This window comes from Shewanella maritima (genome assembly GCF_004295345.1).
In the GTDB taxonomy this organism is placed as follows: domain Bacteria; phylum Pseudomonadota; class Gammaproteobacteria; order Enterobacterales; family Shewanellaceae; genus Shewanella; species Shewanella maritima.
Genome location: NZ_CP036200.1, coordinates 1,371,477 through 1,396,400, shown reverse-complemented (window position 1 = coordinate 1,396,400; position 24,924 = coordinate 1,371,477). Strand labels below are relative to the sequence as shown.

The window sequence follows — 24,924 nt, the reverse complement described above, 5'->3', positions numbered from 1 at the left end:
TGAAATAACAAACGCAGAGTGGTGACTCTGCGTTTTTTGTTGTTAGCCCCTAAACCACCTACTGCAGCAGGTGGCTATCTATGGGTTGTAATATAGGTGGCGGGGAATTAGTCAATCAATTTTGTGTTTGGTTAATCAAGGTTGTTTGGCTGTAAGATAACTAAGATTAATAAAGCTTTCGGCAGCTAGAGCTTGCAGGGTGAGTTCATCAACATTTATCGCGCGTTTATTTATGGGATTAATGAGCTTTGAGTAAGCAAGCCTCTTTAGCAGGGATGCTAAAGCGGAGCATCAGGGATGATTTAACGGCGTCTTGCGCAATCAAAGTTCGTTAACCCTTAGTACATGGCTGATAATCAATCGCTCTTGCGGTCGTCCTACTAGAGCTTACGGCTTTGTAAAATAACGAACTTGCCGTTCGATGCCACTGTTTCACAGTTTTTGAAAATGCGTTTTAGCTTAACGTGATAGTTTAAATGACGGTTACCCACCACATGTAAAATCCCGCCCTTTTGCAACACCTTGGCCGAATCACTGAACATCTGCCAGGCAATATGATCCGTGATGGCTTCGCCCTGATGAAACGGCGGGTTACATAACACGAGATCTGGCTTGATATTGTCAGGCAGGTTAGACAAGCAATCTTCCCAAGCAAAGCTTGCATCACCCTCATCTAATTGATTGTTAGTCCAATTTAGCTTAGCGCTGCTAGTTGCCATATGTGAGTCATCTACAAAATGGATGTGAGCCTTGCTGTAACGCTTTTTCGCATGCAGCCCTAAAATGCCGTTGCCGCAACCTAAATCGACTATCGATTCAAATTCACCATCGGGTAGGTTGTCGAGCATGATCCGCGCGCCAATATCGAGTTTGGTGGCGGAGAATACATTACTTAGATTAGTCATGCTAAAGCCATCTTGTTGCCATGTGGCTGCTGGCGGCAAAGCTCTTGCTTTACCATCTGTAATGGCGGTAATGACGCGTGTTTTTTTGTAGGTAAGGCTTGCTGATGCTTCACCTAAATGCGTGGCAATGCTGCCAAGTAACGCTTTATTGATTGACTTAGCTTTGGCGCCGATAAGCACTTGAGTGCCTGGTTTTAGCACCTGTGATAGGCGACAAAGTAGGTAGTTAAAGTAATTCAGGTTTTTAGGTAACTTAATTAGCACAAGTTCGATGCTTTGTTTGAGCTCATCTTCACTGGTTTGCCAGTCAATTGAATCGATGTTGAGTTGGTTGTTTGCTAGGTTTTGCTGAGCGCCTAAAAGTGATGTTTTAGCATCGGTTTCAAACACCAGTGGCCAATTGGGGTTAATTGATTTTAGGCAGCAAGTCAGCGCACCAAAGCTATCGTTAATGATAAGGGTGTTTGGCAATTTGGGGGTGTCTAGCTCTGGGCTGTTTTTGAGCTCAGTCCCTTCAATTAGCTCAGGGCTATTCTCTAGCTCAAGGCTGTCGGTTAGCTGCTTGACGATATGTTCGTCTGCAGCATCCCATGCTTGCAGGTTTGATTGCTGCTTAGCTGGGTAGCGCTGCAAGGTGAGATTAATGTCTGAAGAGGCGAATTGCGTATTCATAGGTAAACCTTATCACTTAAGTGGCGCGCATTATCGCAGATCTGATGAACTTGAGCTAACTGATAAGTGCATAGGTTAATTTGCCTACTTGTTTGTGTTGCCTGTTCACATACTTGTACTGATTGGTATAACATCATAATTTATTGATTTTTAACACAAGGGGCACGTATGAACGGTGCTGGTGGAACGTCAGGCGGCGTAGGGCAGTTTTTTATCGGCTTGATAATGATGTGTGGTGGCTTTTATATGTTGCTTAAAGCAATTAAGGTCACCAGCAGCTTTGGTTTTGGTTATAGTCTCTATAGTGTCGGCAGCTATAACCTGACGAGCGGGATGATTATGATCCCGTTTATTTTTGGTGTCGGGATTATGTTCTATAACGCCAAAAATATCTTAGGTTGGGTGCTAACCTTTGGCTCATTGACAGGACTTATTTTTGGGGTGATTAGCTCAATTCAGTTTCGCTTTACCCATATGTCGGCGTTCGATTTAATCGTGATTTTGGTATTGAGCATGGGCGGTTTAGGTCTGTTCTTGCGCTCACTCAAAACCGTAGAAAAGCGCTACCCTAGTAGTTAGTTGTTTTGAGCCGTTCAGGGTTGTCTAGCTGCCAAACATTGGCAAGTAAACGACTGTTAACCCAAAATAGTTAGCGTGATTGATGGCAAGGAGCCGGTGCAGAGTTTAGCATCGGCTTTTTTGATGCAAGACAGCGAACCACAACCCATGTGCCCATTTATGCAAGGAGTAAGCATTTGAGTTCCTCACCCAGCATATTCAGATGGCTGATGTCATTTTTAAAGCCTTATCGTGCTCGCGTTGTCGCAGCTATCGTGTTTTTGTTTATTGGCTCGCTTGCCTGGCTGTCTTTGGGGCAAGGGGTAAAGATGATGGTCGATGAAGGGTTTGTAAGTACTAACACCGAACGTTTAAACCAAATCATCTTTTTTATCTTATCAATCACCTTCATTAGTGCTAGCGCGGTATTTTGTCGGTTCTATTTGGTCACCTGGCTGGGTGAGCGAGTTAGCGCTGATATCCGCAAGACGGTATATCAACATTTATTGATGTTATCGCCTGGCTATTTCGCCCAGCAAAGAACAGGTGAGGTGATTTCCCGCTTCACCGCTGATACCACATTGCTGCAGTCTGTGGTGAGCTCAAGTTTATCGATGGCGCTGCGCGCTAGTGTCACTGTATTAGGCGGCATGGTGATGATGCTGATCACCAGCGTCAAGTTAACCTTGCTGGTACTACTCACCGTGCCTTTGGTGTTAATTCCAGTTGGCATATTAGGGCGTAAGGTGCGCAGTTTGTCGCGCAAAAGTCAGGACAGAGTCGGCGACCTTGGTGCTTACATAGATGAAACCTTACACGAAATCCATACAGTACAAGCCTATACCCATGAGGGGCAGGATAAGCTGGCATTTTTTGATCGCGTTGAAGCGGTCATGAGCACCGCCAAAGCACGCATATTTTATCGCGCAGTGCTGATTGCCTCAGTGATGTTTTTGAGTATTGGTGCCATTACATTAGTGACCTGGGTTGGTGCGCTAGATGTGATGGATGGCACTGTTAGCGCCGGTGAGCTTTCGGCATTTATGTTTTATGCGGTGATGGTGGCAGGCTCGGTGGCGACCATTAGTGAGGTTTATAGTGAAATTCAACGCGCTTTTGGCGCAGCTGAGCGCTTACAAGAGTTAATGTTAACGCCAATTGATATTACTGACGTTGAGTCTCCAATGCAGTTAAGTGATGCGTCAAACCGAGATTTAACCATTAGCGAGTTAGTATTCACTTACCCCGATGAAACAGAAAGGCATGCGCTGGAGCACATTAGCTTATCGATTAAGGCTGGCGAGCGAGTGGCGTTAGTAGGGCCAAGTGGTGCAGGCAAAAGTACCTTGTTTGAATTGTTGATGCGCTTTTATCAACCAAAATCTGGGCAAGTGCTACTTGATGGCGTGGATATCGCCAGTTTATCGCTTGAGCAGCTGCGCCAGCAGTATGCGCTAGTACCGCAAGAGTCGGTAATATTTGCGATGAGCGTGCTTGATAATGTCCGTTATGGCCGACCGGACGCTAGCATTGATGAGGTTAAACAAGCTTGTATCGCAGCAAAAGCCGATGAATTTATTCTCGCGTTTGATCAAGGCTATGACACTTATTTAGGTGAGCGCGGCGTGCGTTTGTCAGGCGGGCAAAAGCAGCGAATCGCCATAGCAAGAGCCATTCTAGCTAATAGACCCATCTTATTGCTTGATGAAGCCACTAGTGCACTTGATGCTGTAAGTGAAGAGCAAGTAAAGCAAGCGCTCGATACTCTAATGCAGGGGAAAACCACCTTGATTATTGCCCACCGTTTAGCAACGGTTATTAATGCCGATCGCATTTTTGTGATGGATCACGGTAAAGTCGTCGCTGAAGGTACCCACCAAAGCCTGATGCAAAATAGCCCACTTTACCAAGAGTTTGCCAGCTTGCAGATGTTAGATGGCAAGTGGGATGAAGCTTAATTCACTTTGGAATAACTAACCCTCACCGAGTCGCGAGCCGTTACAGGTTTGTAGATAAGCAAAAGCCATCAAAATGATGGCTTTTCTTTCAGAACAACTGCTAGTTGGATAAGTGCTACAGCCTATTTGCGAAGCTCGCGGCGCAAGATTTTACCGACAGCACTTTTTGGTAACTGCTCAATAAACTCGATTATTTTAGGTACCTTGTAACCAGTCAACTCGGTTTTACAGTATTGCCTAATCGTATCGCGAGTTTGCGCTTCATCATTAGTTGGATTAGTCAGCACAATTACGGCCTTTACCGCTTCACCTGAATGATCATCTTCAACACCCACAACCGCACACTCTAGTACGTCTTGATGGCGTGATAGTACATCTTCGACTTCATTAGGGTATACGTTAAAGCCAGAGACAATAATCATGTCTTTCTTGCGGTCAACAATAGTGTAAAAACCGTCGCCAGATTTAATCGCGATATCGCCAGTTTTAAAGAAGCCGTCCTCGGTCATCACCTTGGCGGTTTCTTCCGCCTTTTGCCAGTAACCTTGCATGACCTGTGGGCCGCGAGCGGCAAGCTCACCAGCTTCACCGACAGCCACTTCTTCATCGTTGATATCTAGGATCTTCACTTCGGTCTCAAGCACTGGTTTGCCGATTGAGCCAAGGCGTTGATGACCTGGTGCGTTTAAGGTGATAACAGGAGAGGTTTCTGACAGGCCATATCCTTCGCTGATCATACAGCCTGTGGTGGTTTGCCAAAGTTCTGCGGCGGCGCTAGTCAGTGCGGTGCCACCAGAGATAGTCAGTTTTAAGTGGCTAAAGTCGAGCGCTTTAAATTCTGGTTGGTGGCAAAGGCCAACAAATAGTGTGTTAAGGCCAGCAAAACCGGTAAATGGATAGCTCGCAAGGGTTTTAATTAAGCTCGGAATATCTCTTGGATTTGGGATCAGGACTGAGCAGCTGCCAGATTCGAAGTTAAGTACCAGATTCAACATAAACGCATAGATGTGATAGATAGGCAGCGGCGCGACAAAAATATCCTCACCGTCGGTCATGGTACTGGTTATACGCGATTTCACCTGAGCTGAGTTCGCCAAAATGTTGCCATGGCTGAGTACCGCACCTTTTGATAAGCCTGTGGTGCCACCAGTGTATTGCAGCGCAGCAATATCATCTTTGTTTGGCGTAACTTGCGAGTATGGTAGCCCTGCACCCTTATTAAGTGTCTCTAAAAATGGTGTGTGCTCAAATGCTGCAGCTTTTTGCTCTGGCGGGTTAATTAAATCAAGTGGATGAGTAGCAATGACGCTAATTAAACCGGTTTGCTCGACCACATTGTTTAGTGTTGGTAATAGGTCAGAAAGCACCACTAATACTTTTGCTCCAGAGTCATTGAATTGGTGGATCAACTCGCGCTCTGTATACAGTGGATTAGTGTTTACCAGTACCATGCCTGCGCGAATCACGCCATAAGCTGCAATGACGAATTGGGTAATATTTGGCAGCTGAATCGCCACGCGATCGCCTTTTTGTAGGCGAGTGTCGTTTTGTAGGTAAGCTGCGAACTGGCGTGAAGCTTGATCGATTTCCCCATAGCTAGTGTCATGCCCCAAACATGCATAAGCTCTGTGGTTTGCGTATTTTTTACAAGATTGGTCGATGAGGTCAACGACCGATTGGTATTGGTCAAGATTGAGGGGTGAGCCGGTATCAAATGCCATACTGATTTTCCTTATCAGTTATTTGTTATTGTGACGTTTTTATTCAAACGTTTGTTTAGATTAGTGTGGTTTTTGTGCGCAGGTCAATCAATAACAGCGTTTTTTTAACTGGTCAGATTTTCCTTACACTGTTGGCTTAGTGCTTGGTGTTACATAGCTAAAATCAAATTGTGGGTTTGAATTAATAGGACCTAATTTATCTCACTGTATGACGAGAGCTTCGTGGTGCTTTTGATTGGTTTCACCCGCTGTTCTGGTGTTTTCACCTTTTTCTTAATCGAGCATATCGGCAATATGGCCCTGCTTGTTCTTATTATCTATTGGGGTGTGTTTTCTGGTGTGGTCACATTCTTTAAGCGTATGGTTATTTAGGGTTTGCTGTTATAGAACTGATAGGGCTAGTTAATTTAGCTCAGGGAGAGATGTATTAACATCAGTAGTATCAAGATGTTTTTCTCAATACTTAATAGAATATATGAGAAACCATGATGAAAAGAAAAGTTGACCTACGCTTAAAAAAGTTAAGTACCGCGGTATCCGTAGCATTATTTGGATCTCTGATTGTGAATCCAGCAGTAAGTGCCGAGGAGCAAGGTGTAGACAAAGATATTGAAAAAATTGCAGTGGTTGGTTCACGTGGTGCACCGCGTTCAATCGCCGACTCACCGGTTCCGGTGGACATTATTGGTGCTGATGAGTTACGTAAATCTGGTAACTCAGATATGTTGGAAATGCTAAAAGGCTCAGTGCCATCGCTCAATGTTCATACCAATCCTATTAGTGATGCCGCGACACTTGTTCGTCCGGCAAATTTACGTGGACTATCAGCAGATAGCACTCTTATCTTATTAAATGGTAAACGTCGCCATCGTTCTTCGGTGATCACCTTTTTAGGTGGTGGAATTAATGATGGTGCACATGGGCCTGATATTTCAGTTTTTCCTGCAATCGCTTTAAAGCAAGTTGAAGTATTGCGTGACGGTGCTGCTGCTCAATATGGCTCAGATGCGATCGCTGGCGTAATGAATTTTGTGTTACGTGACGACGCAGAGGGTGGAGCCATTGAGGTTAAGTCAGGACAATATTATGAAGGAGACGGAACCGCGACAGAAGTGTCAGGGTATGTAGGTATGCCACTTACTCAGGATGGCTTTGTTAATTTGAGCTTTCAGTACAAAAATGCTGATGCGACTAGTCGAAGTGTTCAGCGCCCGGATGCTGCAGCTTTTGCAGAGGCAGGTCTAGATGTTGCAAACCCTGCTCAAATTTGGGGTTCGCCTGAAGTTAAAGACGATATTTCATTATTTGCAAACTTAGGATTAGATCTTGATGACTATTCTCAAGCCTATTTATTCGGTAACTACTCGTCACGAGATGTAAAAGGTGGGTTTTATTATCGCAACCCACATACTCGAGGCGGAGTTTACTCCAACGATGATGGCGCTACACTGCTTGTCGGTGATTTGACCCCGGCCCTTTAGGCCAGGTCAATGAAGGGTTAGGTATTGGTGATGGTATTGACTGCCCAGTAATCCCAATCACTTCAGCAAATGTTACTACACAGCAAGATTACATTGATGGGATACAGAACAACCCAAACTGTTTTGCCTTCAATCAAATGGTGCCAGCAGGTTTTACCCCAAACTTTGGTGGTGAAATAATTGATACGTCTTTGGTAGCGGGTACAAAAGGTGAATTTCAAATTGATTGGCTGAAAGGCATTAGCTACGACTTTAGTGGTTCTTACGGTAGCAATTCGTCACGTTATTTTATTTACAACACTGTGAATGCATCTCTAGGTCCGGATAGCCCAAGAGATTTTAGTCCAGGTAAGGCGATTCAAACTGAGTGGAATATGAATGCCGATTTTGTAAAGTATGTTGATTTAGGCTTAGCCGCAGAGGTCGCGTTTGCAGCAGGTTTAGAGTGGCATGATGAAACCTATGAGATACTGGCTGGTGATGAAGCCTCCTTCAAAGTAGGTCCTTTGACTTCGCAAGGTTTTGGTATTGGTTCAAATGGTTTTCCTGGGTATCAGCCATCCGCTGCAGGCGAGTTCAAGAGAAAGAATAAAGCCGTGTACTTAGATACAAGTGTACCGTTTACTGATGCTTTCTTAGCAGAATTTGCGATTCGATTCGAAGACTATGACTCGTTCGGATCCACAACCAACTACAAAGTTGCTGCTAATTGGCATCTGACAGATGATTTTTCAGTACGTGGCTCTTTTAATACTGGCTTTAGGGCGCCAACCGTAGGTCAAAGTAATGTAGCTAACGTTCAGACAAACTTATCTGGCGGTGTGTTGGTTGATTCTGCATTGCTTCCTCCAACCAACCCTATTGCACAGCAACTTGGCGGCACTGAATTAAGTCCTGAAGAGTCGATGAGTTACACACTGGGTGCTGTTTATAATTATGAAGATTTTTTTGTCACCTTAGATTATTACCAGATAAAAGTTGAGGACCGGATTTCACAGTCTGAGAAAATCTCTTTATCCGATAGTGATAAACAGGTGCTTAAGGATGCTGGAGTACCAAACGTTGACGGCCTAGCACAGGTTAGTTTTTTCACTAATGATTTTGATACTACGACAACAGGGGTTGACCTTGTCGCCAACTATAGCGCCTCATTGCTAAAAGGCGATGCATCATTTGCGTTAGCCTATAACTGGAATGAGACTGAAGTTGATAGGTTTTCAGCGATTACCGGTGACTTTAAGGTAGCTAGGCTCGAAAAAGACTTACCTAAGCATCGAGCAACATTTACTTGGCTTCAAACTTGGCAAGACTTTGGATTGTTCACTAGGGCCAACTACTTCGGAGAATATCAAGGTGTGCATGTAGACTATGACGCCACGGTCAAAACCGCTAGTGCTGCGGTGACCGTCGATATGGAGTTGAGTTATTATGTTAACGATGCGTTTACTATCTCTTTAGGTGCTCAAAATATTTTTGATCAGCAAGCAGAAAAATTAGACTTTGCTGATGCTACAGGTATTCCGAATAATAACTGGGGCGGACAATATTATGAAACTTCACCCTTTGGATTTAACGGTGGTTATTACTACGGTAAGTTAAATTATCGTTTTTAACTTAGTGTGATACGTATAAAGGCTGCCTTGGCAGCCTTTATAGTTTTACAGCAACAGGCCTAATTAACCTTCGAAAGCGCCCATAACAAGTCTGTAATTGCCAATGTTGCAGGCAGTTCAATTCCTTGCGGTTGCTGTGGCCCATATACACGGTTGTAAGGTGTGCCATGGCCGCCAACTGAGGCAAGGTAGCCTTCAACCAATGGATTGCTATTGGTTATATCGCCACGCATTAATACTATATTGTCGGCATTAAGAGTATCTACCACTTGCTCACGGTGCCAAACATTTGCTTTGTTAGCTCGACATGGTAAGCACCAGTCTGCCTGTACATCAACAACAACTGTGTAACCTTGCTCAACCAGCCCTTGGATTTTTTCTGGCTGCAGCGGCTGCCACTGTTGAAAAAGGTAAGCATCGTAATTCTCGCCATTCTTAATAAACGCCACGATACCCGCCATACAAACTGCGAAAAAGCCAAGCACGAAGATAACGGCCATTGGAATGGCTTTACCTTTTATTTTGGCAAACAGTAAGGCTGCAATGGCAGCAAATAACAGCAGTAATAGGATACTTGGAACGTAGGTCATGGTGAATTTATTGCAGAGTTAACCAATATCCCCAGAGCTTAACATAGGCAAGCTTAAAGTTACGTTAAGGTATATCTGTCGGCAAAAGTATTTAAAGATTGACACTGGTCAATTGTTACTGGTTAGTTCTTATTGGTTAAAATGGATTTTAACCTCATGAGACATGTTGACGTGAAAACGGCTAATTGTAATGTCAGCTTGGTCCTATACGGTTTTCCTGCGTAATCTCGGGTTACTTATTTATCCATAACACTACTAAAGCCCAACCGATACTTGTTTTTTAGGCCACATTAAGGTTTCATTAGCAGCCTTGAAAAGAAGGGACTGATTATGGGTTTGAGTGTTTGGTTTGGCCTATTAGCTGTGTGCTGCTTAGGAGCTATGTCGCCAGGGCCAAGTTTAGCTATGGTGGTTAAATATACGGTGACGCAAAGTCGCTTGCACGGCGTTGTTTGCGCCTGGGCACATTCTATTGGTATTGGGGTATATGCACTCATTACCTTGCTGGGCTTGGCTGTGGTTTTAAAAAACTCGCCTTTGTTGTTTAACAGTATTGCGGTATTGGGCGCTTTGTATTTAGCCTGGCTTGGGTTTAATGCGCTACGCTCAAATGGCACTAGTCAACTCAATGTTGATGGTGAGGCGCAAGGGGCGAGCTTATGGCAAGCAGCACGAGATGGCATAGCTATTTCTTTATTTAATCCGAAAATCCTGTTGTTCTTTTTGGCTTTGTTTTCGCAGTTTGTGGCTGTAGCTGATTCATTATCTGGCAAAACCATTATTGTGCTTACGCCTTTAGTGGTCGATGGCTTATGGTATACCTTAATTGCACTGATTTTATCTCACGGCGCTATCTTGCCTAAGCTACAAGCGAAATCTGCACTTATTGATAAGCTTTCAGGTATTGTGTTGATTTTGCTAGCAATTCGGGTGATCGCAGGATTATTGTAGGTCTAACTTCAAGGGCGAATGCTTTGGGCTGATGGTAGGCAATGATATGAGCGCCAACCGCTAGTTTCAGTCGTCTATGCTTATAGTGAGCTGTCAAGTAAACAGCACAAAAAAGCCATCAATTGATGGCTTTTTTAATGGCGGCTAAGAATCATATACCATCTTAGCTAAATCGATATGTTTGCTTGTTTTAAGCAATTAATCGCGCGGCGTACCTGGTGGGTAAGCGATGTGGTCGTTTAGATTTTCTTCTAACATGTCTTTATATTCTTTCGCGAACCACTCAAGTGCGTTGTCTTTTTCTGCTTTTAGATCTGAAGATTTTATGGCAGCTTCAAACGCGTTGAAACGAGACGCTGCATAGCGCATGCCTGTGCCCACTTTACCAATATCGTTTTCTTGTTGGCTTAGTTGATTTGCTAGTGCGATAAACTGATCAGCAATTTGGTAAATAGTTAACTCTTGTTTCTCTTCTGACATGACTCTTACTCATCGTGATTACATAAATTAGCAATGAGTGTACCTACTTTACGCTCAGATAACAGTGAATTTAGCTACTGGGGTCAGAATCTGTGATCACTTGACCATTCTGAGAGTTGTAATAAATCGACAGGGTATTGAGCTGATTGTAGAAATAGCGGCATTGATCACTAGCAATATATGTTGCCTGATAAGCGGAGACTTCGGGGTCACTGCTACTGGATACTGAGGGAGCATCTTGAAGCACAGTAGTCCAAACCGAAATACAGTCGCGAAAGTTATTAAGCCTTGGTGATGACTCAAATGGAAAGTAGTTTTGCGCAGGGTAACCCCATAGGTTCATATCCAATAACCCGTCGTTACCAGCGCTTTCAAAAATAACCAAATTATCTGCTGGGCCGCTGTAACCGAGTGCAGCCCACTTTAAGTGAGCTAAGTTGATACCGCCAGCAAATGCGCCACCGGTTGCTTTTACATTGGCTACATGGGCGTCTTGTTGAACATCAATAAATCTAGGCAGGGCAATGACAGCAATGATGCCTAAAATAATGATGACAACCACTAGCTCTATCAGGGTGAAACCTTGGTTTAGATGGCGGTTACTCGAGGTCACAACAATACCTTTTGTTAAATCATTATAGTTATTATTACATATGACTATAGCAAAGTACTGTTAGAATACCTGAGCTTTTGGCAGATAAGTATTTGCTGAACATAGGTAAAGACGAGTTATTGGAGATATTGGGTGCATAGTTGGCAAGATTTTATTAAACAGCAAGAGTCGCAAGCATATTTTCAAACGTTAATGCAGCATATTGATAGCCGCAGAGCGCAAGGTATCAGCGTGTTTCCACCGCACTCTGAGGTGTTTAGTGCATTTGAGCTAACGCCGCTTAATCAGGTGAAGTTGGTGATCCTTGGGCAAGACCCATACCATGGTCCGGGGCAAGCTCATGGATTAAGCTTCTCAGTAAAACAAGGCGTTAAAACTCCGCCATCGCTAGTTAACATTTATAAAGAGTTAGTGCAGGACATTGAAGGGTTTATAACGCCGGCACACGGAGAGTTAATCAAATGGGCAGATCAAGGCATTTTACTGCTTAATACAGTGTTAACGGTAGAGCAAGGACAAGCCCACTCCCATGCTAAACTTGGCTGGGAGCAATTTACCGATAAGGCGCTTGAGCTGCTTAATGAACAAGACAGGCCTATCGTATTTTTATTGTGGGGCAGTCATGCGATCAAAAAAGGTAAGCTGATCACCGCCAAGCATCATCATGTCCTTAGTGGTCCACATCCATCGCCTTTATCTGCATATCGTGGCTTTTTTGGCTGTCAGCATTTCTCCAAAGCCAATCAGTTATTACAACAAGCCGATGTTGAGCCCATCGATTGGAATGCGATTAATCAATAACGCTAATATTAGCGCGCTTATTTCACTAGAAAGTTATGGTGCCCGCTTAGAGCAAAAGTTCGTAGAGAATATAGAAGACTGATTTAGAAAACGAAAAACGCCTCAATTGAGGCGTTTTTGCTAAGAACCATTTTGCTTTTTCAGCTAAGAGGGCTTGTTAGGCGATATAACACTAGTTATTGCGTCTTACCGCTAACTTAGCTAAAGACACTAATGCTTCTTTGTATTCACTATCAGGAATAATGTTCAGCGCATCAATGGCCTTTTGTGCTTCTTGCTCAGCTTTCTGCTCTGTGTATTTAAGTGCACCAGAGTCATGCAGCGCCGCCAAAATCTCATCGATCGCATGAGTGCCGTCGCCTTTTTCGATCGCTTGTTTGATTAAGGCTGATGCTTCTGCGCTACCGTGTTTCATAGCGTAGATAAGAGGCAAGGTAGGTTTACCTTCTGCTAGGTCATCACCAATATTCTTACCTAGCTCTTCGCTATCAGCCGTATAGTCAAGTAGGTCGTCAGTTAGTTGGAATGCAGTACCCAAGTATTTACCATAGTCACCAAGCGCACGCTGCACGTCTTCGCTTGAGTCATTAAGCACGCCAGCAAGCAATGTTGCAGCCTCAAACAGTCTTGCTGTTTTGCAGTAAATCACCCGCATGTAGCTTTCTTCAGTGGTGTTTGGGTCATTACAGTTCATTAACTGCAACACTTCACCTTCTGCAAGCACATTGGTCGCATCAGCCAATACATTTAAAACTTGCATGCTGTCCAACTCAGTCATCATTTGAAATGAGCGGGTATATAGGAAGTCACCAACTAATACACTGGCGCCATTACCAAACATAGCATTGGCGGTTTCACGTCCGCGGCGCAGGGTTGACTCGTCAACGACGTCATCATGGAGTAATGACGCGGTATGAATAAACTCGATGATCGCAGCCAGTTTGACATGGCGATCGCCTTTATAGTCGATCGATCTCGCTGCTAATACAGATAAAAGCGGGCGCAGTCGCTTACCACCTGCATTAATAATGTAGAAACCTAACTGGTTGATTAAGGCTACATCTGACTCTAGCTGTTTATAAATTAGCTGATTCACTGATTGCATATCAGTATCAGCAAGTTGACGAATGGCGTTTAAGTCCATGATAGTCTCTGGTTATGGTGGTGACGGAGCACGCACTAAAAGTTTATTATTCTGTTAACTGGTTATCATATTAGATAAACATCACAGTCAATAAAAGCCTCAGTGGCTGATAGTCTGTTATCATCGCCGTTAATAAGTGTAAACGCAGTTTTTTTGGCCAGTTTATAATTAACTTTGCTAGCGAAAAACGAACACAAGTTTAACAGGCTTTTATTGACAGAGTGTGACGCTAATGTCTTGATGATATTAACTGTCGCTAATTTTGTTAGATCTTACCTAATTTTTACCCCTAACACAGCCTTGATACGGCAAACTGTGTTGTATTCAGATCTTTTTTGATTGAAAGCCATTTAACGCTTGCCAGACGTAAAATGTTCGCGTAGAATCCGCGCCCATTGTCATTAAAAGTTTTTTAGCACCTAAGTCCTCAATTGATGGATTAGCGTGTTAGTCATTTGGAGTAAAATAGCTATGTACGCTGTTTTTCAAAGTGGCGGTAAGCAACACCGTGTTGCTGAAGGTCACACAGTACGTTTAGAAAAAATTGAAGTTGCCACTGGCGAAACTATCGAGTTCGATCAAGTTCTACTAGTAGCTGACGGTGAAAATGTTCACGTTGGTGCTCCACTAGTTGAAGGTGGTAAAGTTGTTGCTGAAGTGGTTAGCCACGGTCGCGGTGAAAAAGTAACTATTCAAAAGTTCAACCGTCGTAAGCATCACGAAAAGAAAATGGGCCACCGTCAGTGGTTCACTGAAGTTAAAATCACTGCGATCAGCGCTTAATTATTAGGAGTCTAACTCATGGCACATAAAAAAGCTGGCGGTTCTACTCGTAACGGCCGCGATTCAGAAAGCAAACGTCTTGGTGTAAAGCGTTTTGGTGGTGAATCAGTTCTTGCTGGTAACATCATCGTTCGTCAACGTGGTACTAAATTCCACGCTGGTGACAATGTAGGTGTTGGTCGTGACCACACTCTATTCGCTCTATCAGACGGTAAAGTAAAATTTGAAGTTAAAGGTCCTAACAACCGTAAGTTCGTTAGCATCGAAGCTTAATTTTTTACTAAGCAAGTTTTAAAAAGCCCCACCTTTATGGTGGGGTTTTTGTGTTTATTAACGGTATTAATAACCGGTTAACGTAATATTTTCGGTTGGTTGCAGTTAGCGCTTCGTGGATGATTTTACTTCTGTGCTGCTCTGCAAAATCCTAGTGTTTAGGGTTATAATGACAGATTAGGTTGCGTCAGGAGTCAGTATGAAGTTTGTTGATGAAGCAAAGATCAAAGTTGAAGCAGGTGATGGTGGCAGTGGCTGCGTCAGCTTCCGTCGTGAAAAATATGTACCAGATGGTGGCCCAGATGGCGGCGACGGTGGTGACGGTGGTAGTGTTTACCTGCAAGCAAATGAAAACCTAAATACACTTATCGATTATCGCTTTACTCGCTTCCATGCTGCAGAGCGCGGTACTAATGGCCGTGGCCGTGACTGTACCGGCGCAGCGGGTAAAGATTTGATTCTGCAAGTGCCTGTGGGTACTCGCGCTGTTGATATTGAAACTGAAGAAAGCCTAGGCGATCTTACCGCCCATGGGCAAAAGCTGATGGTCGCTAAGGGTGGTTATCACGGCTTGGGTAATACGCGCTTTAAGAGTAGTACTAACCGTGCGCCTCGCCAAAAGACGCTAGGCACACCAGGTGAAGTTCGTGAGATCAAATTAGAACTGTTACTGCTGGCAGATGTTGGTCTCTTAGGCATGCCAAATGCGGGTAAGTCTACCTTTATTCGCTCGGTATCGCGTGCAACCCCAAAAGTGGCTGACTACCCGTTTACTACGCTTGTACCTAACCTTGGTGTGGTTAGCCCGCGCCCAGGGCAGAGCTTCGTGATTGCCGATATCCCAGGTCTAATTGAAGGCGCTGCAGATGGTGCCGGCCTTGGTATTCGCTTTCTTAAACACCTAGAGCGTTGCCGCGTGTTATTGCACATTATTGATATCGAGCCTGTTGACGGTAGCGATCCGGTTGAATCAGCTCGTGCTATTGTCGGCGAGCTTGAGAAGTACTCACCAAAACTTGCTGCTAAGCCTCGTTGGTTAGTATTCAATAAGACCGATCTGATGCTTGAAGAAGAGCTGAAAGAAAAGATCGATCATATTGTGTCTGAGCTTGAGTGGGATGGCGATGTATACACTATGTCTGCCTATAACCGTGAAGGTACCCAAGAGCTGGCGATTAAGATGTTAGACTTTATCGAAAGTCTACCTGAAGAAGCTGAGCAGCAAGCTGGCGAAGAAGACGTTGAGTTTAAGTGGGACAACTACCACCAAGGTCAAGAAGAAGTGGTTAATGAAGACTTCGACGATGACTGGGACGACGACTTTGACGATGATGACTATGATGTTGAAGTGATTTATCAGCGTTAATTTAATTTGGAAGTAACGTGTACGCCGAAAGTCAGAATGATATTACGCGTTTAGTTGTGCAATGTGCGCAGCTGCTATTAGCCTACGGTGCTGAATCTGAGCTTGTTGAAGAGATCAGTCAGCGCCTAGGTAAAGCCCTCGGACTTGCCAGTGTTGAGCTGTCCATTTCCTCTAATTCGCTCGTGTTAACCTCATTGGTTCACGGGCGTTGTATTACTACCACCCGACGCATTCGCGCCCACGGCATTAATATGATGGTGGTATGCGAGTTACAGCGTATTTGTCTGTTGGCCGAAAAAGGCTTGTATACAGCCAATGAAGTGCGCCGCCGGTTATCTAAAATTGAACCTCGCAGTTATCCAGCTAAAGCCGTTGTGCCTATGATAGGTCTGTCGTGCGCGAGTTTCTGCCACCTGTTTGGCGGCGATCTTATGGCATGCGTTTTGACCTTTTTTGCATCTGCGATCGGCATGAGTGTAAGGTTGTTCTTTGCTAAGCGACATTATAATTTGCTGGTCAATTTTGCGATTACGGCTTTTTGTATCAATGTGATAGCTCAACTTGGTTACTTATTTCCGATCACGGACACACCACAAATCGCTATGGCAGCGAGTGTATTGTTATTGGTGCCAGGGTTTCCGCTGATTAATGCTATCTCTGATATGGTGAAAGGCCACATGAATGTTGGTATTTCACGCTGGGGTAACGCAACTTTGTTAACGCTTGCCTCAGTGATCGGAATTACAATCGCAATGCAGCTAGGAGGGATCTTTTGACCGACTCGCTGATCTTTATGTTGCTACATGACGCCTTTTTTTCGGCTATTCCTGCAGTGGGTTTTGCGATGGTATTTAATGTGCCTAAGCGATTTTTGCCTTATTGCGCGTTAGCCGGTGCAATAGGGCATAGTATGCGTACCTTGCTGATGCATTTTGATATGCCGATTGAGTGGGCGACCTTTGCTGCAGCCGCGCTAGTTGGGTTTGTAACTATTCGATTTGCTAAAATGCACTTAGCCCCGCCGTTAATGTACGCTGTTGCCGCGATTATTCCTATGGTGCCTGGCACCTATGCATTTAACACTGTAATTGCATTGATTCAGTTGACTGCAGCCAATGAAATTAGTCCAGAGCTTACCGCTCAAGTGGTGCTTAATGGTCTTAAAACTGTATTTATTCTAGGTGCGTTAGCTGTGGGGTTAGCAATACCTAACCTACTGTTTTATCGTAATAAACCTGTGATCTAAAAATATAACAATGAACAAGGAGAGATGATGCGCATCGCGATGATCGCCGCTATGGCAAATAACCGTGTGATTGGCAAAGACAATCAGATGCCATGGCACCTGCCGGAAGATTTACGCCACTTTAAAGCGATGACCATGTCTAAACCTGTGGTCATGGGGCGTAAGACCTTCGAGTCTATTGGAAGGCCATTACCGGGACGACACAATATTGTCATTACTCGACAGCAAGATTATCAAGCTGAAGGTATCACAGTGGTGAGCTCAGTAGATGAAGCTTTTGCTCTAACTCAAGATGTAGATGAAGTGGTCATTATTGGTGGCGGTCAGTTATATGCTGAGTTATTACCACGTGCAGAGGTGTTGTATCTGACGCAAATTAACCTTGAAGTTGAAGGAGATACCTATTTCCCTGATTGGGATGATGGTAGTTGGCAAAATGAAAACTCAGAAACTGCAACAAGCGACAAAGGATTGCAATATACGTTTAACACTTTCATAAAAAAGTGTTAAATTATACAGCGTTTGACCCTGATTAACATACGGCCCCAAAGCGGACGTGTAGTGATACAAATAATAAGATAAAGGAGTGTCAGATGCGTTTATTACCTGTGGCTGTTGCAGCCGCGATTGTTGCATCTTCTGTGTCAGCCCCTGTTGTCGCAAATACTGACCAATTAGTGGCGAATATCTGTAACTACGTACAATCAGATGACAAAAATCGTCTTCGTAAAAAACTGAAAGAGAGTCGCGTTAAATTACGCAACATCTATTCGGGTGTTTCTTGTGATGGCAGCAGCCTTCTTCGTACTGCCTACAATGCAAATGCTTCATCAGTTGGTGAGTTTATTGCGAAGCGTCTATCTTCGAAAGAGCTAAACGCTGCGGAAGCAGATGGTAGCACGATTCTTCAATGGGCAGATGCAAATGGTCATGGTGGCCATTCTATTACTGCAGCTATTAAAGAAAAAGTGGGTGGCTAACTTGTCATTAAACTAAAAATGCCGGTTTATCCGGCATTTTTTATGCCTGAAATTTAACTTTGTTGAAGCGCTCTAGTTCTTACTCTAGCTCTTACTCTAGCTCCAGATATTAATTACAGAGAAGCTGTAAACGGTACTTATTTTTAGATTTAGGCTATCTTAATTTCTAGCATGTGAAACACATTACAATAACGTTTAGGGCAACAAAAAAGGGCCGTTAAGGCCCTTTTTTACTTTGGAAATGGATGAGTTTACATTAAACCTTAAACTCACCTACAGAGCTTTGAAGCTCCTCTGCAAGCTCAGCGACTTGTTGGCTAGACTCTGCAGTTTGATCCGCACCAATAGAGGTTTCTTCAGAAATCGCTGCAATGTGTTCAAGCTTCTCTGACACCTGCTGACTCACAAGGTTTTGCTCTTGAGCAGCTTGGGCAATGTGGGTTCCTGAATCAAAGGCGCTATGTACTGAGTTAGAAATGGTTTCTAATGCCAAGTTGGCTTGCTCGGTTTTCTCTACACAGCTATTGGCTTGTGAGCGTCCAAGTTCCATGACTGATACTGCTTCTTGTGCGCCTTGCTGTAAGACTTCAATCATTTGCTGAATCTCTTGAGTAGAGTCCTGAGTACGGGAAGCGAGACTACGTACTTCATCAGCTACTACTGCAAAACCACGACCTTGCTCACCGGCGCGAGCAGCCTCAATTGCAGCGTTAAGGGCAAGTAGGTTGGTTTGCTCTGCAATACCGCGGATCACATCCAAAATGGAGCCAATTGAAGCACTGTCAGCGTGGAGTTTATTAATCACTTTACCCGCTTTGGTCACTTCGTCAGCGAGAGCAAGGATTGTTCTCTTGTTCTCTTCAGCTAGCTGATGCATATGATTGGTTTCTTCGTCAGCTTGCTTAATCTGTGCAAGTGCTTCATCGGCGCTAGCTGAAACTTGTTGGGCGCTTGAGCTAAGCTGGGTAGTCGCTGTGGCTACCTGGTCAACTTGACTCTTCTGCTCTTGAATACCAGTTGTAGTTTGTGCCGTGATAGCTGATGTTTCTTCGGCTGCCGCTGCAAGCTGATTAGAGCGATCAAGAATACCGACAATTAAGCTACTTAAGCTGTCGACTAAGCGGTTACAGTTTTTAGATAGCTCTGCAAATTCATCGTGCCCGCTGTCATCCAGCTTGTGGGTCAAATCACCGGACGCCAATACATTTAATGCCTGGTTAATCTTATCTAATGAGCGTGTTAGTGGTTTAACCACCATAATGCTCACTGCTATCGCAACTCCGATGGCAATAAGTACCACTGCCCAGGTTTTAAATGCTGCCGAGTCGATAGTTTCAATAGCGTTGGCGCTAATTTCTGCTGCATAGGCATCGATATCTTTTGCGAGCGCAGTCATTATTTGGCTAATGTCATCAGAATGCTTGGCATTTTGAGTCAACAGACTTTGTGCACGCTTGGCATTTGCAAGCTGCTGCTTTTTAATTGCGATGACTGATTGATTACCATTGAGCAAGCTGAATACTTTACTAGTTTCAGTTTGTAAGTCATCAAGGAGATCTTGGTCAAGTAATCCCTCGCCTTGGCGGTTTATGTGCTCAAGCTTAGTCCTTGCCTCATTTACCATATACTCAAGTTCTTGAGCAATTAACTTGTATTTGCTTTCATCTGTCGCTGCAACAAGGTCATATACGGTAGTGATGAGATTAATAAAGGTGTTGTCTACCACACTGGCTGAAGCGGCAATACTTTGCTCCGTGGTGTCTTCACTCATTTCAAGATCAATAAAGTCGAGCAGAATAGACGAAGCGTCGTCCGCTGCCTCTTCAAGCTCTTCACGCTTTTTCACGAGTAATTCTTGTTTGCTTAGTGCTTGCTCTTTTTCATTGAGCATGTCTACAACCATGTTGTGGAAGGTGTTGTAGCTCGACTCAAGTTGATTGATGCGACCGGATAAGCTTTGGTTATCACGCAGCAGTGACGATAAGCTGTTTAGCTCGGACTTGAAGCGATCATCAAGCTGCTTTTGATTCGATTGCACTGGTGGGATTTGACTAGATGATTGACTGTGATAGCCCTCTAAGCCTTGAATTTTTTGCTGACTGAGGTTTTCGTTTAGTAAGCTAGTTGCTTCTAGCGCAGGCAGACTAATTTGCTGCAGTGTGATAGCGCCATCTTTGATGCGGCTATTACTCATTGAGGTGACCACACCAAATACAAATAACAACAAAGTGACAATGGCAAAGCCGCCAATCACTCTTTTCGCTACATTAATTTTCATAGGGTACTCCGACTATTATTTTTAGTTTGAATCGGCCTAACTGCGTGTACTCAGTCAAAAGTAGACAAATTCTATTATTAGCTATCGGCAATTAACAACTTTAGTTTAACGCTATCTTAACCTTTTTTGGGTAATTTTTTCATTATTTTCAACGTGCCAAAGTGTCAAATTGTTACCCCAGCAGCATCCTGTGTCTAACGCTTGTAGATTAGGTTGTTCAACCTTACCCATAAGCGCTGCCCAATGACCAAATATCAGAGTGACATCGTTGTCAATTTTTCTGGGGAACTCAAACCATGGTCGGAGTTTAGTCTTATCTACTTTCGAGGGGAGTCTTTGCACGCAAAGTCGAGTCGACCATCTAAATGTAGGTATCTCATTCGTGTAAGCGCGTTGATACAATAGCGAAGTCGTGTGAGCCCTTGGGCTTGTGGTAACCAGTTTTCAGCCTCATCGGTATACATATTAGCAATCAATGCATCGAGATAGTCTGGCTGCTGCAGCGCTTGGCTGACAAGCTCTGCCTCAATTTCAAGTCTGGCTAAGTCCCAGTGCGGTGGCACGCCTGCATGGGTCATGACTATTTTGTGCTGAGGGAGCTGGCGCATCAAAGGCTGCTCACGTAACCAGTCAACTAATACCTGAATATCCGCTGCGCCCAGTAACTCCGTGAGATTATCCTTTGGATTGGGCTTTTTTATTTTGCCATGCAGTGCAAGCAAATGAAGGTCGTGGTTACCCAGGACGATTTTTGCTGCGCTGTCTAACTGTTTTAAATAGCGTAGTGTGGCGAGAGAGCCTTGACCGCGGGCAACAAGATCGCCGACGCACCAAAGCTCATCTTTTGATGGGTTAAAGTCTACTTTTGCTAGTAGCAGCTGTAGTTCGTCAAAACACCCCTGAATATCACCGACAAAATAGTGCGCCATAGGTTATTGAATCAGCCCAGGTTGGGCTAACCGAAACATTGGGATTTGCGCTTTGAATTTGTGGCCGCTTTCATCGACCATGCCATAGCTGCCCTGCATAAAGCCTACAGGGGTTTCTAACACGGTGCCGCTAGTGTATTGATAGGCTGTATCAGGTTTAATTGTCGGTGTTTCTCCAACAACACCAGTCCCTTTTACCTCAGACTCTTTACCGTCAGCATTGGTGATGATCCAGTGACGGTCTTTCAAGGTAACGGAGCGCTGACCTAAGTTGATAATGGTAATGGTGTAAGTAAATACAAACTTATCGTCAGCAATATCTGATTGCTGTTCGATAAATTCAGTTTCAACTTTGATTTTTATTTGTGAATTCACGTCCAAAAGTTCCGTTTCGGACGTGTTTAAGTCACGCCCAGTTAAAAATTAGTCTTGAGTTGGCTTACGGCAAAGATGGTTAGCAATGGCAACATATTGCTCAACAGTAATTTGCTCTGGGCGCAGGCTAGCGTCAATACCTAGGTTGGCAAACTCATCGTCTGTCACCAAGGTTTTTAAGTTGTTACGCAAGGTTTTGCGGCGCATGTTAAAGGCGGTTGAACACACGTGGCGCAGCATATCAACATCGTCACATGGCCAAGGCTTGTCCTTATATGGCAGTAAACGTACAACGGCAGAGTCCACTTTCGGTGGTGGAGTAAATGCCGTGGGTGGTACTTCAAGCACTGGCACTACTTGGCAATAATATTGAGCCATCACTGTTAACTTGCCATAGGCTTTGGTGCCAGGGCTTGCAGATAGACGCAGCACCACTTCTTTTTGCAGCATAAAGTGCATGGTTGCAATCTCTTCGGCGTATTCGAAAAGATGGAACATAAGCGGCGTAGAGATGTTATAAGGCAGGTTACCAAATACCTTCATTTCTTTGCCTGGCTGTTTTAGCTGGGCAAAATCAAATTGCAGTGCATCACCTTGGTGAATGGTTAATTTGTCTTTTAGGAAAGGGTGCGATTCTAAACGCTCAACAAGGTCTCGGTCGAGTTCGACAACACACAAGTTGTCAACCGACTCAGCTACAGGCTCAGTAATTGCGCCAAGGCCTGGACCAATTTCAACCATTACATGATCGTTGTCAGGTGAAATTGCACCCACGATACGGCTAATGATGCTCTCATTGGTTAAGAAGTTTTGTCCAAAGCGCTTACGCGCTGTATGGCCTAAATGTACTTTATTACTCATGAAATTTTGCTACTTACTCTTATTCGCCAGTTCAATGGCTTTGTTCAATGCACAGGTAAGGCTGCCGCAATCTGCTTCGCCAGTGCCTGCTAGTTCAAGCGCCGTTCCATGGTCTACTGAGGTACGAATATAAGGTAAACCCAATGTAATGTTGACTGATTTACCAAAACCGAGGGATTTTAACACAGGTAGGCCTTGATCGTGATACATAGCCAGAACCACATCAGCTTGCTCTAGATACTTAGGTTGGAATAGAGTGTCTGCCGGAAGCGGTCCGACAATACTCATGCCTTCATCGCGCAGCTCATTTAGCGCAGGGATCATCACATCGATTTCTTCACGACCTAAGTGACCGTCTTCGCCCGCATGTGGATTTAAGCCACAAACGTATATCTTTGGATCGTCAATACCAAACTTATTGACCAACTCGCGATGTAATATCGTGATGATGTGATTTAAGCGCTCATGTGTGATGGCTTTAGATACATATGCAAGCGGGATGTGAGTAGTTACTAACGCAACTTGCAAGCCTGGCGCGGCTAACATCATTACAACGTCTGAGCAGTTAGCTTGCACAGCGAAAAACTCAGTGTGACCACTAAATGGAATTCCTGCTTGGTTGATGATGCCTTTGTGAACCGGCCCTGTTACCACAGCGTCGAATTCATTAGACATGTTCTTTTCGCCTGCATAGCGCAGGGTATCAACCACGTAAGCACTATTGGCTTCGTTGAGTCTGCCACATACCGCTTCTTCAGCGAGCGTAAATGGAACAATTGTTAACGTTCCAGCCTCTTGTGGTTTGGGCTCTTGCGTTGGTTGATATGGGCGCAGCTGCAGTGGCAGCCCGAGAATTTTGGCTCGCGTGGTTAATAATTGCGGATCTGCACAAACGACAAGCTCAGCAGGCCAAGCCTGCTGAGCGAGTTCGATAACGAGATCTGGGCCAATACCAGCGGGATCACCCGGGGTAATTGCAATACGTTTGGTCATTAAGTTGGTTTAGCCTCGAGAGCTAGCTACGTCGAAGATTTCGATATATGCGTCGCTGCGCATTTCATCTAACCAGTTTTGTAGCTCTTCATTAAATTTACGACGGAAAATAAGCTGGTGAGCACGGTTGCTGTTAAATTTGTCCGTGGCATCAGTCTTACGCTTAGCTTCAAGTTGAGCAATATGCCAGCCGTGGGTTGTTCTGAACGGCTCACTAATTTCACCTGGTTCTAGGCTCATTAGGGTGTTAGCAAATTCGGGTACATATAGGCTTGGTTCTGCCCAGCCAAGCTCACCGCCTTTGGCACCAGAGCCTGGGTCTTCTGAATATTGACGAGCAAGATCAGCAAAGTCAGCTTCGCCGGCGCGCACTTGCTTTAAGAAGTTGTCTAGCATGGCTTTCGCACGCTCTTCAGACAAAATAGGTGATGGTTTTAGCAGAATATGGCGAGATTTAACTTCGTCAATTTCTTGAGTTTGCATGCCGCGGGTGTCCATCACTTTGATGATATGGAAACCTGAGCCAGACTTAATTGGGCCTATGATGTCGCCTTTTTTTGCACCACTGATTACTTCAGCAAATAGCGTTGGCATTTCGTTGATGTTCATGAAATCCCAAACACCACCTTCAAGGGCTTTAGGGCCTGAAGACGAAGCGATGGCTGTACTTTTAAAGTCTTTACCGTCGTTGAGGCGCTTCAATACCGCATCAGCGCGCTTGCTCGCGCTTTCTAGCTGCTCACTGCTTGGGTTACTTGGTACATCAATTAAGATATGTCCAACCTGGAATTCAACGTCCTTTAAGCCTTGTTCTTCAATCATTCTTACTAGGTTATTAATCTCCTGCGGAGATACCTGAATACGACGCTGAACTTGAATACGTTGTATTTCACCTAGGGTGATTTCTTCACGTAGTTGTTCGCGGTATTGATTGAAGCTCATGCCATCTTTTTCGATTTGGTCGCGCATCTGTGACACGGTCATTTTCTGCTCGCGAGCAATGTTTTCGATGGTTTGGTCAAGCTGTAAGTCACCAATTTGCAGACCAATACGTTCAGCCATCTGCATTTGTAGGTGAGTAAGGATTAAGCGCTCAATAACCTGAGTTCTTAGCGCGCTCTCTGAAGGCAAGGTTTGATTCGCAGCCTGAGCATTCGCTTTGACGGTGCGGATCATGTTGTCGATTTCACTTTCTAAAATAATGCCATCGTTAATCTGTACCGCTACGCTGTCGAGTTGTTGCGGTGCTGCGATGCTTTGGTGGCTTGCGAATAGTGCCATCAATGCAAACATCAATTTCTTACTGTGTCTCATCCAAAAAAATCCTTGGCATTAATTGGTGTGCTTTAACTA

At 44.3% G+C, this 24,924-nt stretch carries 22 protein-coding genes and 2 pseudogenes; 12 read left to right on the top strand and 12 right to left on the bottom strand.

Features of this window, described 5'->3' with window-relative positions; translation table 11 throughout:
• Positions 1–380: 380 nt before the first annotated feature.
• On the bottom strand, positions 381–1,577 hold the full coding sequence (locus EXU30_RS05900) for a methyltransferase (RefSeq protein ID WP_130598259.1): 1,197 nt from the start codon (positions 1,575–1,577) through the stop codon (positions 381–383).
• A 168-nt stretch (positions 1,578–1,745) separates the two neighbouring features.
• Here EXU30_RS05900 and EXU30_RS05895 point away from each other — a divergent pair, with 168 nt between their 5' ends.
• Entirely contained in the window at positions 1,746–2,156 is a 411-nt protein-coding gene (locus tag EXU30_RS05895) for a hypothetical protein (RefSeq protein WP_130598257.1), read from the top strand.
• A 209-nt stretch (positions 2,157–2,365) separates the two neighbouring features.
• Positions 2,366–4,093 (top strand): ABC transporter transmembrane domain-containing protein, encoded by a 1,728-nt coding sequence (locus EXU30_RS05890; RefSeq protein WP_130598255.1) that lies wholly within the window; start codon positions 2,366–2,368, stop codon positions 4,091–4,093.
• Between the two features lie 122 nt (positions 4,094–4,215).
• Here the strand turns inward: EXU30_RS05890 and EXU30_RS05885 are convergent, their stop codons facing one another.
• On the bottom strand, positions 4,216–5,814 hold the full coding sequence (locus EXU30_RS05885) for an AMP-binding protein (RefSeq protein ID WP_130598253.1): 1,599 nt from the start codon (positions 5,812–5,814) through the stop codon (positions 4,216–4,218).
• 488 nt (positions 5,815–6,302) lie between these two features.
• Between EXU30_RS05885 and EXU30_RS05880 the strand changes: the two are divergent.
• Positions 6,303–8,908: pseudogene (locus EXU30_RS05880) on the top strand (TonB-dependent receptor plug domain-containing protein).
• A gap of 59 nt (positions 8,909–8,967) precedes the next feature.
• On the opposite strand, the gene EXU30_RS05875 reads toward EXU30_RS05880, so the two are convergent.
• Positions 8,968–9,498 (bottom strand): thioredoxin family protein, encoded by a 531-nt coding sequence (locus tag EXU30_RS05875; protein WP_130598252.1) that lies wholly within the window; start codon positions 9,496–9,498, stop codon positions 8,968–8,970.
• A gap of 330 nt (positions 9,499–9,828) precedes the next feature.
• Between EXU30_RS05875 and EXU30_RS05870 the strand changes: the two genes are divergently transcribed.
• A complete protein-coding gene (locus EXU30_RS05870) occupies positions 9,829–10,449 on the top strand; it encodes a LysE family translocator (protein WP_130598251.1) in 621 nt (206 codons plus the stop codon).
• A 198-nt stretch (positions 10,450–10,647) separates the two neighbouring features.
• Here EXU30_RS05870 and EXU30_RS05865 read toward each other — a convergent pair whose 3' ends face one another.
• Positions 10,648–10,929 (bottom strand): DUF3144 domain-containing protein, encoded by a 282-nt coding sequence (locus EXU30_RS05865; RefSeq protein WP_130598250.1) that lies wholly within the window; start codon positions 10,927–10,929, stop codon positions 10,648–10,650.
• Between the two features lie 70 nt (positions 10,930–10,999).
• Positions 11,000–11,542 (bottom strand): prepilin-type N-terminal cleavage/methylation domain-containing protein, encoded by a 543-nt coding sequence (locus EXU30_RS05860; RefSeq protein WP_165398976.1) that lies wholly within the window; start codon positions 11,540–11,542, stop codon positions 11,000–11,002.
• A 192-nt stretch (positions 11,543–11,734) separates the two neighbouring features.
• Here EXU30_RS05860 and ung point away from each other — a divergent pair, with 192 nt between their 5' ends.
• Positions 11,735–12,343, top strand: a complete 609-nt coding sequence (ung, locus tag EXU30_RS05855; RefSeq protein WP_242620394.1) for a uracil-DNA glycosylase — start codon at positions 11,735–11,737, stop codon at positions 12,341–12,343.
• Positions 12,344–12,515: 172 nt separating this feature from the next.
• Here ung and ispB read toward each other — a convergent pair whose 3' ends face one another.
• Entirely contained in the window at positions 12,516–13,487 is a 972-nt protein-coding gene (gene ispB / locus EXU30_RS05850) for an octaprenyl diphosphate synthase (protein ID WP_130598247.1), read from the bottom strand.
• A gap of 471 nt (positions 13,488–13,958) precedes the next feature.
• On the opposite strand from ispB, the gene rplU reads away from it, so the two are divergent.
• From rplU to EXU30_RS05815, 7 genes are all read left to right on the top strand, one after another.
• Positions 13,959–14,270 (top strand): 50S ribosomal protein L21, encoded by a 312-nt coding sequence (gene rplU, locus EXU30_RS05845; protein ID WP_130598246.1) that lies wholly within the window; start codon positions 13,959–13,961, stop codon positions 14,268–14,270.
• An 18-nt stretch (positions 14,271–14,288) separates the two neighbouring features.
• Positions 14,289–14,543 (top strand): 50S ribosomal protein L27, encoded by a 255-nt coding sequence (gene rpmA / locus EXU30_RS05840; RefSeq protein ID WP_130598245.1) that lies wholly within the window; start codon positions 14,289–14,291, stop codon positions 14,541–14,543.
• Positions 14,544–14,742: 199 nt separating this feature from the next.
• Positions 14,743–15,909 (top strand): Obg family GTPase CgtA, encoded by a 1,167-nt coding sequence (gene cgtA, locus EXU30_RS05835; protein WP_130598244.1) that lies wholly within the window; start codon positions 14,743–14,745, stop codon positions 15,907–15,909.
• 17 nt (positions 15,910–15,926) lie between these two features.
• Positions 15,927–16,685 (top strand): threonine/serine exporter family protein, encoded by a 759-nt coding sequence (locus EXU30_RS05830; protein WP_130598243.1) that lies wholly within the window; start codon positions 15,927–15,929, stop codon positions 16,683–16,685.
• A gap of 17 nt (positions 16,686–16,702) precedes the next feature.
• Positions 16,703–17,155 carry a threonine/serine exporter family protein gene (locus tag EXU30_RS05825; RefSeq protein WP_130603281.1) on the top strand — a complete coding sequence of 151 codons (453 nt, stop codon included), beginning with the start codon at positions 16,703–16,705 and terminating at the stop codon, positions 17,153–17,155.
• A gap of 27 nt (positions 17,156–17,182) precedes the next feature.
• On the top strand, positions 17,183–17,665 hold the full coding sequence (gene folA / locus EXU30_RS05820) for a type 3 dihydrofolate reductase (RefSeq protein ID WP_130598242.1): 483 nt from the start codon (positions 17,183–17,185) through the stop codon (positions 17,663–17,665).
• A gap of 83 nt (positions 17,666–17,748) precedes the next feature.
• Positions 17,749–18,135, top strand: coding sequence for a DUF3718 domain-containing protein (locus tag EXU30_RS05815; RefSeq protein ID WP_130598241.1), 387 nt, complete (start codon positions 17,749–17,751; stop codon positions 18,133–18,135).
• A 256-nt stretch (positions 18,136–18,391) separates the two neighbouring features.
• Here the strand turns inward: EXU30_RS05815 and EXU30_RS05810 are convergent, their stop codons facing one another.
• From EXU30_RS05810 to surA, 6 genes and pseudogenes are all read right to left on the bottom strand, one after another.
• Complete coding sequence (locus EXU30_RS05810; protein WP_130598240.1) at positions 18,392–20,413, bottom strand: methyl-accepting chemotaxis protein; 2,022 nt, start codon at positions 20,411–20,413, stop codon at positions 18,392–18,394.
• A 111-nt stretch (positions 20,414–20,524) separates the two neighbouring features.
• Positions 20,525–21,342 (bottom strand): annotated as a pseudogene (locus EXU30_RS05805) (symmetrical bis(5'-nucleosyl)-tetraphosphatase).
• Positions 21,343–21,345: 3 nt separating this feature from the next.
• The gene (gene apaG / locus EXU30_RS05800) at positions 21,346–21,723 is read right to left on the bottom strand and encodes a Co2+/Mg2+ efflux protein ApaG (RefSeq protein ID WP_130598239.1); all 378 of its coding nucleotides are present in this window, start codon (positions 21,721–21,723) and stop codon (positions 21,346–21,348) included.
• Between the two features lie 42 nt (positions 21,724–21,765).
• On the bottom strand, positions 21,766–22,578 hold the full coding sequence (gene rsmA / locus EXU30_RS05795) for a 16S rRNA (adenine(1518)-N(6)/adenine(1519)-N(6))-dimethyltransferase RsmA (RefSeq protein ID WP_130598238.1): 813 nt from the start codon (positions 22,576–22,578) through the stop codon (positions 21,766–21,768).
• A gap of 9 nt (positions 22,579–22,587) precedes the next feature.
• Positions 22,588–23,571 carry a 4-hydroxythreonine-4-phosphate dehydrogenase PdxA gene (pdxA, locus tag EXU30_RS05790; RefSeq protein ID WP_130598237.1) on the bottom strand — a complete coding sequence of 328 codons (984 nt, stop codon included), beginning with the start codon at positions 23,569–23,571 and terminating at the stop codon, positions 22,588–22,590.
• Between the two features lie 9 nt (positions 23,572–23,580).
• Entirely contained in the window at positions 23,581–24,885 is a 1,305-nt protein-coding gene (surA, locus tag EXU30_RS05785; protein WP_130598236.1) for a peptidylprolyl isomerase SurA, read from the bottom strand.
• Positions 24,886–24,924: the final 39 nt, after the last annotated feature.